The sequence below is a fragment of the Pedococcus sp. genome, assembly GCF_036554925.1.
Taxonomy (GTDB): Bacteria; Actinomycetota; Actinomycetes; order Actinomycetales; family Dermatophilaceae; genus Pedococcus_A.
The window spans coordinates 1-12,895 of the sequence record NZ_DATBMI010000171.1; the positions used below are offsets into that span (position 1 = coordinate 1).

The window sequence follows — 12,895 nt, forward strand, 5'->3', positions numbered from 1 at the left end:
ATGCTGAGCTCGGCGATGCGGGCGGCACCCAGGACGCCGATGCGCACCGGTTCGACAGGGGCAGCAGTCGAGCCGGGCGGGTGGTCCTGGGTCACAGCGCCTTCTCGGCCTCGATGAGGGTGTTGGCGGCGAACCGCAGCCCCTCCATCTGGTCGAGCTCGAGGTCCTCGTGCTCGATGTTGACCGGCATGTCGGGGTCGATCTTGGCCAGGGCGCGGAGGAACTCGGTCCAGTAGGCGGTGTCGTGGCCGCGCCCGACGGCGACGAAGTCCCACGACGAGCCGGTCGGCCAGCCGCTCAGGGTGGTGCCGCCACCGAGCGGCAGGTAGCCGGGCTCGCCCTCCGCGACCCGCGTGAACCGGTCGTCGAGCACGCCGTTGACCTTGGCCGCCTCGTTGACCCGGGTGTCCTTGGCGGCTGCGACGTAGACGAGCTCACCGAGGTCGGCCACCGCCAGGACGGGGTCGATGCCCTGCCAGAACAGGTGGCTCGGGTCCATCTCGGCACCGACGTGGGTGGCGTTGACCTCCTCGACGAGGCGGTGCAGCGTCGAGGGGTTGAACACGATGTTGCCGGGGTGCATCTCGATCGCGACCCTGACGTCGACGTCGGCGGCCCGGGTCTGGACGTCCTTCCAGAACGGGACGGCCACGCCCCACTGGTGGTCGCGCACGTCGAGGAACGGGCTCCACCACGGCAGCGGGTTCCAGGCCGGCTGGGTGGAACCGGGGTCGACCCCCGGAGTGCCGGACATGGTGATCACCCGCTTGACGCCGAGCAGGGCGGCGAGCTCGATGGAGTCGAGGAGGTCCTGGCGGTGCGGGAAGTCGGCCTGCGGGTGGAGCGGGTTGCCGTTGCAGTTGAGGGCGGTGAGCGTCAGCCCGCGGGAGGAGAACTCGCCGAGGTACTCCTGGCGGGCGTCCTCGCTCTCGCGCAGTCGCTCGACGGGCAGGTGGATCGGGGGCAGGAAGCCGCCGGAGTTGACCTCCACACTGGTCAGGCCGAGTCCGGCGATGAGGTCGAGGGCCTCGCCCAGCGGCTTGTCGGCGAGGCAGGCGTTGTAGGCGCCGAGGTACATGGTGGTGGTCCTTTGCTGAGGCTTGTCGGGTTGTCAGGGGTTGTCAGGGGTTGTCAGGGGGTTGTCAGGGGGTGACGTCGACGGCGGCGCCGCCGGCGGCGGCCGAGCGGGCAACGGCGTCGATGACGGTGAGGTCGCGCAGGCCGTCCTCGAACGTCGCGACCGGCGGCAGGCCCTCGATGCCGGCGACCTGCTCGAGGAAGGCGCGGGCCTGGTAGCCGAAGAGGTCGCCGACGCCGAAGGAGCAGCCGGGGAAGTCCATCGGCAGACCGCCCTTGACGTACGGGTGGGCCGGCCCGGCGAGGACCTGGTTGTAGCCGTCCAACCCGTCGCCGCGCAGCCGGCGGATGACGGAGAACTCCGCGGGCCGGTCCATGTCCCACTTCGCTCCGCCGTGCTCGGCCATGAGGTCGAAGGCGAGCGAGTTGGCGTGGCCGGGGGCGATCCGCGAGATCGAGAAGGTGCCGACGGCTCCGGAGGCGAAGTGCGCCGTGAAGGTGGCCACGTCGTCGTTCTCCACCGGCTCCGAGACGTCGCTGAGCTCGGCCCTGGCGTGCCCGTAGGTCGTGCCGACCGCGACGAAGCGCTCGGTGACCTTGGTCGTGAAGGTGGCGCCGCTGACGCTCGCCATGGGGCCGCAGACGAACTCCGAGAGGTCGATGAGGTGGCTGCCGATGTCGGCGAGCGCGCCGGTGCCGGGGCCGCCCTTGTAGCGCCAGGCCATCGGCGTCTGCGCGCTGCGGGCGTAGTCACACCAGTAGCGGCCGTTGAAGTGCGACACCTCGCCGAGCTCGGCCTGCAGCAGGTCACGGATCGCCGCGACGGCGGGCTGCCGCCGGTAGACGAAGCCGGTGCCGGTGACGAGGTCGGGGTGCGCCTGCGCCGCGGCGATCATCGCGTGCGCGTCCTCGATGCTGGGTGCGAGCGGCTTCTCGCACAGGACGTGCTTGCCCGCCCCGAGCAGCGCCTCGACGAGTGGGCGGTGCAGCTGGTTCGCCACGACCACGCTGACGACCTGCACCTCGTCGTCCTCGAGGAGCTCGTGCCAGTCGGTGCCGTGCCGCTCGAAGCCGTAGCGGGTGGCAGCGTCCTTGGCGACGCCCTCGTCTGCGTCGACCACCGACACGTAGCGGATCGGCGGGAGTGGCGGGTCGAAGAGGGTGGGGGCGGAGCGGTAGCCGGCGCAGTGGGCCCGGCCCGCCATGCCGGCGCCGATGACGGCGACGCCGATGGGGGAGCTGGTCATGATGTGCCTCTCTGAACACCAGACGGGCGATGGTGGCGGTGACGCTTAAAGCGCTTTAAGATGACGTCCACAGTGTTGCCACCGCCGCGGACCCCTGTCAAGGGTTTGTGCTGACAAAGGAGCCGTATGCCGTCCCTTCCGGTCCGTCCGCGCCTCGAGGACGTCGCCGCCCGTGCCGGGGTGTCGACCGCCTCGGCCTCCCTCGTGCTGCGCGGGAAGCCGGGCCCGAGTCAGCAGACCCGCGAGTCGGTGCTGGCGGCGGCGGACGAGCTCGGCTACCGGCCCGACCGCACCGCGAGCCTGCTCGCCCGGCGCAGGACCCAGCTGCTCGGCGTGACGATGGACGTCAGCAGCCCGTTCCACGCCGAGCTGCTCGAGGAGATCCACCTCGCTGCCGACGCGCGGGGTTACGACGTCGTCGTCAGCCCGCTGACCCGTGCCCGCACCGAAAACCACGCGGTGGAGTCGCTGCTCGACTTCCGGTGTGAGGCGCTGCTGCTGCTCGGCCCGGCGATGGCGGAGGCCGAGCTGGCAGGGCTCGGGGCCCAGCGCGCCGTCGTGGTCATCGGCCGGCGGCTGACCGCGCCCGGCGTGGATGTCGTGCGGGCGGCGGACGACGTGGGCGTGGGCCTGGCGGTCGAGCACCTGGTCGGACTCGGACACCGGGCGGTGGCGTTCGTCGACGGGCCGCGCGGCCCGATCGCCACGCTGCGACGGCAGGGCTACCGCCACGCGGTGCGCCGCCTGCTCGGCCCCGACGCGGTGGAGGTCGTGGCCGGGGGTGCCACCGAGGAGGACGGCGCACGGGCGGCGAGTGCCCCGACCTCCGGGTCACCCACGGCGTTCGTCGCGTTCAACGACCGCTGTGCCCTCGGGCTCCTCGACCGGTTCCGGCGAGACGGGATCGGCGTCCCCGATCAGGTCTCCGTCGTGGGCTACGACGACAGCCCCCTCGCGCGCCTCGGCACGGTCGAGCTGACGACCGTGAGCCAGTCGCCCCAGGCCATGGCCGAGGCCGCCGTCGCGGCAGCGGTCGAGCGGCTCGAGGGGAGCCGGACCGAGCACGTCGACGTCGTCCTCGAGCCGCACCTGGTCGTGCGCGGCACCACGGGCCCTCCTCATCCCGCTGGTTCGGGGTATCCGCGAGTGCAGTAGCGCGCGCGAATACCCCGAACGGGAGGCGGGAGGCGGAGGCCGGGGGGCCGGGCCGGGGAGCTCAGTGGCTGAGCCTCGTCGCGGCCTGGGCAGCCAGGCGAGCCCGCAGGCCCCAGCCGTCCACTCCCTCGCGGACGGCCTGCGCCACCAGCTCGGCCTGGGTCTGCGGTGCCAGGCCGCCGATGGGCTGGTCGCGGTCCAGGTTCGTCGGGAAGGAGTAGCCCTCCGCGCTGGCGGCGACGACGTGGGCCAGGCCCTCGTCCGACAGCCCGTTGGCCCGCGCGACGAGCAGCGCGTCGTAGACGGCGTTGACCACGCGCTCGCGGTCGACCGTCTCCATGGCCCGTCCGAAGGCGGAGGAGATCTGCAGAAGGTTGGCCATGCGCTTGACGTCGCTGGAGTGGTTGGACCCCGCGGCGTGGAACAGCGCGGGGTTGAAGAAGACCGCGTCGCCCTTGGTCAGCGGCAGCTGGATGTGGTGGGCGACGAAGTACTCCTGGAAGTCGGGGCGTCGGTAGGCGACGTAGCCGTGGGAGTACTTCTGGCTGTGCGGCAGGTAGAGCGTCGGGCCGGAGACCACTGGCATGTCGCAGTGCGCGACGGCGCCCTGCAGCGTGAGCACCTGGGAGAGCGCGTGCACGCTCGCCGGGTACTCCGCGCACACCTCGTCGGACTGGAAGCCGAGGTGGTAGTCGCGGTGCACCGTCTGGCCCTCGCCGCCGGGGTTGACGACGTTGACCTGTGAGGTGACCTGGTAGCCGGGCCCGAGCCAGGCCGTCGCGGCCAGCGCGACGATGTCGTTGGCGTAGTACGCGACGAAGGCCTCGGGGTCGGTGACCGCGAGCTTCTCGAGGGCGTTCCAGACCCGGTCGTTGGCGCCCGGCTTCGCGAAGTGGTCGCCGGCTGAGGTCCCCCTGCTGTGCTGGTCGGCGATCATCCGGTTGAACGCAGCGGTCGTGCGGTCGAGCACGCCGTGGTCGTCGAACGCGCCGGCGAAGACCACGATGCCGGGGCCGGTCGAGAGCGCTCGGGCGAGCTCGGCCCGCACGTCGCGCCCCACGGCAGGGTCGGCGAGCTGGGCTCGCAGGGTGGCTGCGTCGTAGACGAGCACCTGCTGCTCCACGCGGCTGGCGTGGGGGTAGTCGTCGAGCCGGGTCTGCTCCTCCAGCACGGCGAGCAGGTCGGGCAGGCGGCAGTCGCCGGCGCTGATCCAGGCGGGCGTGGTGGGTGCGTGGTGGGTCGTGCCCATGGTGTGCTCCGATCGTCGGGGACGGCGGTGTCCTGCCCTCCAGCATGGGCGCGCGACGGGTGGTGCCGGTCAGCGCAAAGACCTCAAAAACACCTCAGCGAGGGGCGTAGCCTCGGCCCATGCCCCGTTCCGGACGACCGACGGCGAGGTCCCACCGGCTGCGCGACATCGCCGAGCAGTCGGGGCTCTCGCAGGCCACCGTCGACCGGGTGCTCCATCGGCGCGCGGGGGTGAGTGCGCGCGCCGTCCGCGCGGTCGAGCAGGCCGTGCTCGACCTCGACCGCCAGCAGACCCAGCTGCGGCTCGGCGCCCGCACCCTCGTCCTCGACGTCGTGATGCAGGCGCCGGCCCGCTTCAGTGGTGCGGTGCGTGAGGCGCTCGAGGCGGAGCTCCCGGCGGCACGCCCGGCGGTCGTGCGTGCCCGGTTCGACCTGCGCGAGAGTGCGGACCCGGCTGCCGCCGTCGCCGCCCTCGATGCGGTGGGAACCCGCGGGCGCACGTCCCATGGCGTGCTGCTCAAGGCGCCCGACCACCCCGATGTGGCGGCAGCGGCCCGTCGCCTGCGGGCCCGCGGCATCCCGGTCGTCACCCTGGTCACGGACGTGCGCGACAGCCAGCGCGTGGCCTACATCGGTCTGGACAACGCCGCCGCCGGTGCCACCGCGGCATACCTGCTCTCGCGGTGGCTGGAGGGGCGCGAGGGCGACGTGCTCCTCACCCTCAGCCGCTCGGCGTTCTTCGGCGAGCGGGAGCGGGCGGAGGCCTTCGAGCAGACCCTCGACCGGCTCGACCCGGGCCGCGACGTGCATGTGGTGGCCGACTCCGACGGCCTCGACGAGGCACTCGGCGCCCTCGTGACCGAGGCGCTCGCCCGTCACCCGGCGGCCTGTGCCGTCTACTCCGTGGGTGGCGGCAACCGGGCGACGGTGGCGGCGTTCCGGGCTGCCGGTCGTCGGTGCGCTGCCTTCGTCGGGCACGACCTCGACCAGGACAACGTGGAGCTGCTGCGGGCCGGAGCGCTCTCCGCGGTGCTGCACCACGACCTGAACGCCGACATGCGGCGCGCCATCCGCCAGGTCCTGCGCCACCACCGCCTGCTGCCCGGCGCACCCACGTCCGTGCCGGCCAACGTCGAGGTGGTCACCCCGTACAACCTGCCCGCGAGGCTGCTGCCGGACTGACCACGCCGCTGTCAGCGCAGCACGAGGGCCAGCGCGGAGACGATCGTCGCCACCAGCACGGCCTGGTCGAACCGCGCCTGGCTGAGCCGACGTGCCGTGTGCAGGCCGGCCCAGGCCCCGACGACGACCACGGGGGCGAGGACGGCGGTGCGGCTCAGCGTCTGGGCCCCGAACAGCCCCAGGCCGGCGCTGAACGGCACCTTGCACAGGTTGACCCCGAAGAAGAACAGCGCACCCGTGCCGAGGAACCGCCGCTTCTCGACGCCCTGTGCGACGAGGTAGAGGGTCATCACCGCGCCGGCGGCGTTGGCGGTCATCGTGGCGAACCCGGCACCCAGCCCGGTGCCGAGCGCCGCCGCGTGGGACTCGCCGACGGCCGTGGTGTCCGGTGACCGCCAGCGCAGCGCGAGCTGCAGGGCAGCCATCACGAGCAGCAGCGCGCCGATCGACCGGCGCAGCACGGTGTCGTCGACGACGGCGAGGAAGAGTGCGCCCAGCACCAGGCCCGGGAGGACCGCCGGGATGAGTCGCCTGAGGAGCGAGAGATCGGCGTCGTGGCGGTAGTGCCACACGGCGACGACGTCGCCGACGATGAGCAGCAGCAGGATCGCGGCGGTGGACTCCCTCGTCGGCATCACGATGGCGAAGATGGCGATCGAGATGCTGGCCAGGCCGCCGATCGCGGTCTTGGCGTAGCCGACCAGGAAGGCGGCGACGCCCAGGAGCAGCACGGTGCCGAAGGTCATCGGAGCGGCTCGGCGGTGCTGGTGCGGACCACGAGCGACGGCGGCACCACCAGCTCACGGGCCTCGGTCTCGCCGTCGTCGAGCCGGGCGCAGATCCGCTCCACGGCGAGGGCGCCGAGCCGGTCGGCGTCCTGCCGCACCGTCGTCAGGCCGATGTGGGGGTACGCGGCGGAGGCGATGTCGTCGAAGCCGACGACCGAGACGTCCTCGGGGACCCGCAGCCCCGCGCGCCGCACCGTGTCGATGAACCCGAGGGCGCACCGGTCGTTGAACGCCGTGACCGCTGTCGGGCGGGGGTCGGGCAGGGCCAGGTATGCCGCGGCGCCGGCAGCGCCGGCGGCCTCCGTCAGTCCACCGGCCAGCTCCACGCCGCGGGCGTCCGGCCCGAGGCGGCGCAGGGCCGAGCGGAACCCCTGCCGCCGCTGGCTCGCGCCGGCCACCGTGCCGCCGTCGAGGTGAGCCATCCTGGTGTGACCCAGCGCGGCGAGGTGGCCGACGGCCTGGCGCAGGCCCTCGGCGTCGTCGGTGCGGACGACCTCGACGCCCGACGCCCGCACCCGCCGCGCCACGCTCACCACCGGGAGGCGACCGGCCAGCCGTGCCATCTCCGCGGGCGCCAGGCCGCTGCCCAGCAGCACCAGGGCCTCGCAGCGCTCGGCGAGCAGCGTCTGCACCGCCGTCCACTCGCTGCGGCGACGCGTGACGCCGCTCAGCACCACCTCGTAGTCGGCAGCTCCCGCCGCCGCGTACAGGCCGTCGATGAGGTCGCCGTGGAACGCGTGCCCCACGCCGAAGACCACGCCGACCGTGCGGGTGCGGCTCCTGCCGAGCCTGCTCGCCCGGGTGTCGGGGTGGTAGTCGAGGTCGCGCGCGGCGGCGAGGACGCGCTCGCGGGTGGCGGCGGAGGCGCCCGGCACGCCGCGGAAGACGATCGAGACCAGCGCACGCGAGACACCGGCTCGGGTGGCGACGTCCTCCATCGTCGGCTTCGCGGTGCTCACGGGGTGGAGTCTAACTAGAGCGCTCCAGATTCGTAGGCCTCAGACCTTGACCTGGGCGGGGGCAACGGCTTCACTAGAAAACTAGAGCGCTCTAGTCCGATGTGGCGCGCTCTCCACCGGACCCGACGAAGGAGTGACCATGACCCACCAGCGCCCCCTGCGGTTCGGCCTGATCGGCGCCGGCCGCATCGGCACCTACCACGCGACGACGCTGGCCCGGCGCCTGCCGGGCGCGGAGCTGGTCCTGGTCGCCGACCCCGCGGCGGGGGCTGCCGCCCGGCTCGCCGGCGCCCTCGGTGCCGAGGCGTGCGAGGACCCGCAGGCCCTGGTCGACGACCCGCGCGTCGAGGCGGTGGCCATCACCAGCGCCAGCACCGCCCACGCCGACCTCGTGGTGGCCGCGGCGCGCGCAGGCAAGGCCGTCTTCGTCGAGAAGCCGATGGCCATGACGCTGCACGACGCCGACCGCGCCATCCGCGCGTGCCGGGAGGCGGGGGTGCCGCTGCAGGTCGGGTTCAACCGCAGGTTCGCGGCGGACTTCGCCGCGGCCCGCCAGGTCGTGGCCGACGGGGGCATCGGCACCCCGCAGCTCCTGCGCTCGCTCACCCGCGACCCGGGTCTGGCGAACCCCGGTGCGGTCCCGCCGTGGACGATCTTCACCCAGACCCTGATCCACGACTTCGACACCCTCAACTGGCTCAACCCCGGCGCCACGGCCGTCGAGGTCAGCGCCATGGCCGACGCCCTCGTCGCCCCCGACTTCAAGGCCGGCGGGCTGCTCGACACGGCGGTGGTCACGATCCGCTACGACAACGGCGCGATCGCGGTCGCCGAGGCCAGCTTCGCCGCGGCCTACGGCTACGACGTCCGCGCAGAGGCGTTCGGCTCGGCCGGAATGGTCACCGCAGGCACCCCTGCCCAGCTCACCATGGCGCACTGGACCAGCGCCGGCGTCGCCCGGCCCACGCGCCGCGCCGACACCGAGCTCTTCCCGGACGCGTACGCCGGCGAGCTCGCCGCCTTCTGCCAGGCCGTGCGATCGGGCCGTCCCCCAGCGGTGACCGGAGAGGACGCCCGTGCCGCCCTGCGCATCGCCCTCGCCTGCGTCGAGTCCGTCGAGAGGGGCGGGACGGTGCCGGTGCGGGACACCGACCGGGAGCCGTCGGCATGAGCACCGACGCAGCCACGACCTGCCCCTTCACGCTCGCGGTCAGCTCGGAGATGGTCTTCCTCGACCTGCCTGTCACCGAGCGGATCAGGCGGATCAGCGACCTGGGCTTCGAGGTCGAGATCTGGGACTGGACCCGACACGACATCGACGCCCTGGCCGCCCTGCGCGACGAGGGCGTGGTCTTCTCGTCGATGACGGGCTACACCAGCGGCAGGCTCAGCGACCCCGAGGGGGCCGATGAGCTGCTCGCCGGCGCGGAGAAGTCCGTCCCCGTCGCGCAGCGCCTGGGCATCCCGAGGCTGAACCTGCACGGCACGGGCCTCGACAGCGACGGCCTTCCCGTCCGACCCGAGGTCGCGGTGACCGGCCCGATGTGGCTGACCGCACGGCACACCCTCGCGCGCGTCGCCGAGCTCGGCGAGCGCGCGGGCGTCACCTTCGTGCTCGAGAACCTCAACACGGCCGTCGACCACCCCGGCGTCCCCTTCGCGACCGCTGCCGACTGCCTGGCCCTGGTGCGCGACGTGGACAGTCCCCACCTGCGGCTGATGCTCGACCTCTACCACGCGCAGATCGGCGAGGGGAACCTCATCGAGCTGTGCCGCCAGGCCCTGCCGTGGGTCGGCGAGATCCAGGTTGCCGACGTGCCCGGCCGGTGCGAGCCGGGGACCGGCGAGATCAGCTACCCAGCCGTGGCCCGGGCCCTCGCCGCGATGGGCTACACCGGGACGGTCGGCCTCGAGGCCTTCGCCTCGGGGGCCAGCGAGGCGGCCCTCGCGCGCTTTCGGGAGGCTTTCACCCCCTGACCCGGTCGAGGTGATGACGACCCAACAATCCGGGCGCTGTCACCTCGACGGCAGGAGGAGTCCGAGGCCCAGGGTCGTCAGGCTCACGGCGAGCAGTGCCGCACCCGCGAAGACGAGCGCGATGAACCCGTTGGGCCGGGTGCGACCGGCGCCCATCGAGGAGAAGAAGAAGCCCCCGGGCATGAGCAGAGCCGAGGCGGCGACCCCCGAGCGAGCCAGCCAGCCGAGCGCGCCGTCGAGGCCGCTGGCGTCGACGAAGGGCTGGCAGACCAGGGCGAGCAGCAGCAGGACGGCGGCGTGGGCGTGGCCGGCCCGGGCGAACTTCTCCTGGAACGGTGTCACCTCGGCGCGGCCCCGGACGATCTTCAGCAGGTAGAGGCCGCCGGTCTCGACGGTGACGAGCGACAGCAGCAGGATGCCGGCCAGGGCCTGGCTCTCCTCCGACAACATGGCGCCTCCCTTGGATAGTGAACTCTCCAATATTGGATAGCCAACGATCCAATGTGTCAAGATGCCGCCATGTGGATGTCGGAGCTGTCGGAGCGCAGCGGGGTGCCGGTGCCGACGGTGAAGTACTACCTGCGCGAGGGCCTGCTGCCACCGGGGGAGGCGACCGGGGCCACCCGCGCCCGCTACGACGAGCGGCACGTCGAGCGGCTGCGGCTGATCCGCGCGCTGGTCGACGTGGCGGGGATGAGCCTGGCCCGTGTCCGCACCGTGCTGGCGACCGTGGACGACGACACCCTCGCGCTCGACGCCGCCATCGGCAGCGCCCACACCGAGCTCTCGCCGGACCCGGCCACCGAGCCCTCGGTGGCCGCGCAGGAGCGGGTGGCGCGGCTGGTCCGCCGGCACCGCTGGCGCGTCGAGGCCGGCGGCCGCCACGCGCGCGCCCTGGCGGCGGCACTCGACGCGATGGACGCCGCCGGGCAGCCGCTCGGTGACGACGTGCTCGAGGTCTACGTCCGGGCGGCCGCCGACATCGCGCGCGCCGACCTCTCCTCGATGGGCGGGCTCACCCGGGAGGGCGCCACGACGTATGCCGTGCTCGGCACCCTGCTGACGGAGCCGGTGCTGGTGTCGCTGCGCCGGATGGCGCAGGAGAGCCTGGCCCGGCGTCGGCTCTCCGGCGCCACCACGGGCTAGTCCACCGAGCAGGACGCGGACCGGCCCGCGGCACGGCACAATCGCAGCGTGAGCAGACAGGTGGCGGTTGCCGCGACCGGGCCCGTGGCCGTCCATGCCGGACTCGCCGCGGTCGACGCCGGTGGGAATGCCGTCGATGCCGCCATCGCCTCGATGGTCGCGGCCATGGGCACCGAGCCCGGCATCGTCAGTGCCCTCGGCGGTGCCTTCGTCAGCATCTGGCCGGCCGGAGGCGATCCCGAGGTCATCGACGGCAACGTCGAGATGCCTGGCCGCGGCCAGCCCGCGGAACGGTTCGGAGCGGGTCTCCTCGAGATGGACGTCGACTACGGGGGTGGGATCACGCTGTATGCCGGTCACGGCTCGGTCGCGACCCCCGGCGCCTTCGCGGCGCTCGGCCTCGCGCATGAGCGCCACGGCGCAGCCCGGTGGTCCGACGTCCTGGCGCCTGCCTCCGCCGCCCTGCGCGCCGGCTACCACATCGGCGCCGCGGCGGCGAGCTTCCTCGCGATCACTGCCGACACCGTCTTCGGGTGGGACGAGAACACCCGCCCCCTGGTGCGCCGGCCGGACGGCTCGCCCCTGCACGCCGGCGACGTCGTGCGCTCGCCCGACCTCGCGGACACCCTCGACTTCATCGGGGAACAGGGCCACCGGACGGTCTACACCGGAGAGCTGGCCGAGCGGATCGCGGCGGACTCCGCCGAGCGCGGCGGCCTCATCACGGCAGCCGACCTCGCGGCATACCAGCCGGTGGTCCGCCGGCCACTGCGGCTGAAGGTGGGCGACTGGGACGTCGCCACGAACCCACCGCCGTCCGTGGGCGGCCCGATGCTCGCCGTGATGCTCGGTGAGCTCGCGGCCCGCCGCGGCCGGAGCTGGGCCGACGTCATCGAGATCCAGCGGCACGTGCTGACCTACCGCCGGCACGTGCACGACCTGTCGCTGGACCTCGAGGAGGACGGCTACGCCCTGCTCGAGAAGGTCCAGCGCCATGGCCTGCCCGGCCTGCCGACCTCCTCGTCGACGGCCCACGTCTCGGCGGTGGACAGCGACGGCACCGCCTGCGCCATCACGGCCTCCAGCGGCTACGGCGCCGGCGCGACCGTGCCGGGCACCGGCCTGATGCTCAACAACTGCCTGGGCGAGCCGGAGCTCAACCGGCTCGGGCTGCACGCGCTCAAGCCGGGGACCCGGCTCGCCTCCAACATGGCGCCGTCGGTCGCCCGCACCGCGTCCGGGGAGACCCTCGCGGTCGGCACCCCCGGAGCCGACCGGATCACCACGGCGCTGATGCAGGTCCTGGCGCGATACTGCTTCATGGGCATCGGCCTGCAGGAGGCCATCGACAGGCCACGGCTGCACGTGCGGGTCCTCGACGACGGCACGCACCGCATCGAGCACGAGGACGACCCCGAGATGACCGAGGCCGCCGCCGCGTCGGGGCTGCCGACGACCATGCACCCGGCGCACTCGATGTTCTTCGGCGGCGTCGGCGCCGCCCATCGCTCCGCGGGGGGCGAGCTCCTCGCCGCCGCCGACCCCCGCCGCGAGGCTGCGACCGGCATCGGCTAGGTGACGGGAGGCGTCGATGGGCTATCGGCTCCTGGCGGACGCGGTGATGCTGGTGCACTTCGCCTTCCTGGCCTTCGTCGTCGTCGGCGGGTTCCTCGCCTGGCGCTGGCCCTGGGTGATCTGGCCGCACCTCGCCCTGGCCGGCTGGGGCTTCTCCACGATCGTCTTCTCGCTGCGCTGCCCGCTCACCGACGTCGAGGACTGGGCGCGCGAGCACGGTGGTGAGCAGCCGCTGTCGGGCACCGGGTTCATCGACCACTACCTCGAGAACGTCGTCTACCCCGAGCGCTACACCCGCCAGATCCAGGTGCTCGCGGCTGTGGTCGTGGCCGTCTCGTGGGCAGGCGTGGTGGTGCGCCGGACTAGCGCGAGGCGCCGGTCACGAGCCAGTGGTCGGAGCGGACCCGCCACCAGAACAGCGCGCCGCGGATCGCCATGAAGGCGGTGAACGCCACCCACAGGGCAGCCAGGGCGACCGCCTGCCCGTCGGTGCCGCCGTCACCGAGCAGCGTCTCGGCGGCGGCGTGCACGCCGAGGGCCA

General features: G+C 73.3%; 13 protein-coding genes. 7 read left to right on the top strand and 6 right to left on the bottom strand.

The window, feature by feature from the left end; translation table 11 throughout:
* Positions 1 to 91: 91 nt before the first annotated feature.
* Together VIB11_RS13490 and VIB11_RS13495 are read right to left on the bottom strand one after the other, a co-directional pair.
* Positions 92 to 1,078 (bottom strand): sugar phosphate isomerase/epimerase, encoded by a 987-nt coding sequence (locus tag VIB11_RS13490; RefSeq protein ID WP_332031750.1) that lies wholly within the window; start codon positions 1,076 to 1,078, stop codon positions 92 to 94.
* Positions 1,079 to 1,142: 64 nt separating this feature from the next.
* Entirely contained in the window at positions 1,143 to 2,324 is a 1,182-nt protein-coding gene (locus VIB11_RS13495) for a Gfo/Idh/MocA family oxidoreductase (RefSeq protein WP_332031751.1), read from the bottom strand.
* 126 nt (positions 2,325 to 2,450) lie between these two features.
* On the opposite strand from VIB11_RS13495, the gene VIB11_RS13500 reads away from it, so the two are divergent.
* The gene (locus VIB11_RS13500; protein WP_332031752.1) at positions 2,451 to 3,479 is read left to right on the top strand and encodes a LacI family DNA-binding transcriptional regulator; all 1,029 of its coding nucleotides are present in this window, start codon (positions 2,451 to 2,453) and stop codon (positions 3,477 to 3,479) included.
* 61 nt (positions 3,480 to 3,540) lie between these two features.
* Here the strand turns inward: VIB11_RS13500 and VIB11_RS13505 are convergent, their stop codons facing one another.
* The gene (locus VIB11_RS13505; protein ID WP_332031753.1) at positions 3,541 to 4,728 is read right to left on the bottom strand and encodes a phytanoyl-CoA dioxygenase family protein; all 1,188 of its coding nucleotides are present in this window, start codon (positions 4,726 to 4,728) and stop codon (positions 3,541 to 3,543) included.
* Between the two features lie 119 nt (positions 4,729 to 4,847).
* On the opposite strand from VIB11_RS13505, the gene VIB11_RS13510 reads away from it, so the two are divergent.
* Positions 4,848 to 5,909, top strand: a complete 1,062-nt coding sequence (locus VIB11_RS13510; RefSeq protein ID WP_332031754.1) for a LacI family DNA-binding transcriptional regulator — start codon at positions 4,848 to 4,850, stop codon at positions 5,907 to 5,909.
* An 11-nt stretch (positions 5,910 to 5,920) separates the two neighbouring features.
* Here the strand turns inward: VIB11_RS13510 and VIB11_RS13515 are convergent, their stop codons facing one another.
* Positions 5,921 to 6,655, bottom strand: coding sequence for a sulfite exporter TauE/SafE family protein (locus VIB11_RS13515; protein ID WP_332031755.1), 735 nt, complete (start codon positions 6,653 to 6,655; stop codon positions 5,921 to 5,923).
* Positions 6,652 to 7,656: a LacI family DNA-binding transcriptional regulator gene (locus tag VIB11_RS13520; protein ID WP_332031756.1), complete on the bottom strand. Its 1,005-nt coding sequence runs from the start codon at positions 7,654 to 7,656 to the stop codon at positions 6,652 to 6,654. Before VIB11_RS13520 ends, VIB11_RS13515 begins: the two co-directional genes overlap by 4 nt.
* Before the next feature lie 139 nt (positions 7,657 to 7,795).
* Here VIB11_RS13520 and VIB11_RS13525 point away from each other — a divergent pair, with 139 nt between their 5' ends.
* The gene (locus VIB11_RS13525; protein WP_332031757.1) at positions 7,796 to 8,827 is read left to right on the top strand and encodes a Gfo/Idh/MocA family oxidoreductase; all 1,032 of its coding nucleotides are present in this window, start codon (positions 7,796 to 7,798) and stop codon (positions 8,825 to 8,827) included.
* A complete protein-coding gene (locus VIB11_RS13530) occupies positions 8,824 to 9,633 on the top strand; it encodes a TIM barrel protein (protein WP_332031758.1) in 810 nt (269 codons plus the stop codon). The genes VIB11_RS13525 and VIB11_RS13530 overlap by 4 nt, the downstream gene beginning before the upstream one ends.
* Before the next feature lie 39 nt (positions 9,634 to 9,672).
* Here VIB11_RS13530 and VIB11_RS13535 read toward each other — a convergent pair whose 3' ends face one another.
* Positions 9,673 to 10,083: a hypothetical protein gene (locus tag VIB11_RS13535; RefSeq protein WP_332031759.1), complete on the bottom strand. Its 411-nt coding sequence runs from the start codon at positions 10,081 to 10,083 to the stop codon at positions 9,673 to 9,675.
* A 75-nt stretch (positions 10,084 to 10,158) separates the two neighbouring features.
* On the opposite strand from VIB11_RS13535, the gene VIB11_RS13540 reads away from it, so the two are divergent.
* The 3 genes from VIB11_RS13540 to VIB11_RS13550 are packed head-to-tail and all read left to right on the top strand — an operon-like array spanning position 10,159 to position 12,793.
* Entirely contained in the window at positions 10,159 to 10,779 is a 621-nt protein-coding gene (locus VIB11_RS13540; RefSeq protein ID WP_332031760.1) for a MerR family transcriptional regulator, read from the top strand.
* A gap of 48 nt (positions 10,780 to 10,827) precedes the next feature.
* Positions 10,828 to 12,354, top strand: coding sequence for a gamma-glutamyltransferase (locus VIB11_RS13545; RefSeq protein ID WP_332031761.1), 1,527 nt, complete (start codon positions 10,828 to 10,830; stop codon positions 12,352 to 12,354).
* 16 nt (positions 12,355 to 12,370) lie between these two features.
* Entirely contained in the window at positions 12,371 to 12,793 is a 423-nt protein-coding gene (locus VIB11_RS13550) for a DUF2784 domain-containing protein (protein ID WP_332031762.1), read from the top strand.
* The last annotated feature ends 102 nt before the right edge of the window (positions 12,794 to 12,895 follow it).

Excerpts from the sequence above, each read along its gene's own strand:
- VIB11_RS13490 (WP_332031750.1), bottom strand. The coding sequence starts at position 1,078 with ATGTACCTCGGCGCCTACAACGCCTGCCTCGCCGACAAGCCGCTGGGC.
- VIB11_RS13495 (WP_332031751.1), bottom strand. The coding sequence starts at position 2,324 with ATGACCAGCTCCCCCATCGGCGTCGCCGTCATCGGCGCCGGCATGGCG.
- VIB11_RS13500 (WP_332031752.1), top strand. The coding sequence starts at position 2,451 with ATGCCGTCCCTTCCGGTCCGTCCGCGCCTCGAGGACGTCGCCGCCCGT.
- VIB11_RS13505 (WP_332031753.1), bottom strand. The coding sequence starts at position 4,728 with ATGGGCACGACCCACCACGCACCCACCACGCCCGCCTGGATCAGCGCC.
- VIB11_RS13510 (WP_332031754.1), top strand. The coding sequence starts at position 4,848 with ATGCCCCGTTCCGGACGACCGACGGCGAGGTCCCACCGGCTGCGCGAC.
- VIB11_RS13515 (WP_332031755.1), bottom strand. The coding sequence starts at position 6,655 with ATGACCTTCGGCACCGTGCTGCTCCTGGGCGTCGCCGCCTTCCTGGTC.
- VIB11_RS13525 (WP_332031757.1), top strand. The coding sequence starts at position 7,796 with ATGACCCACCAGCGCCCCCTGCGGTTCGGCCTGATCGGCGCCGGCCGC.
- VIB11_RS13530 (WP_332031758.1), top strand. The coding sequence starts at position 8,824 with ATGAGCACCGACGCAGCCACGACCTGCCCCTTCACGCTCGCGGTCAGC.
- VIB11_RS13535 (WP_332031759.1), bottom strand. The coding sequence starts at position 10,083 with ATGTTGTCGGAGGAGAGCCAGGCCCTGGCCGGCATCCTGCTGCTGTCG.
- VIB11_RS13540 (WP_332031760.1), top strand. The coding sequence starts at position 10,159 with ATGTCGGAGCTGTCGGAGCGCAGCGGGGTGCCGGTGCCGACGGTGAAG.
- VIB11_RS13550 (WP_332031762.1), top strand. The coding sequence starts at position 12,371 with ATGGGCTATCGGCTCCTGGCGGACGCGGTGATGCTGGTGCACTTCGCC.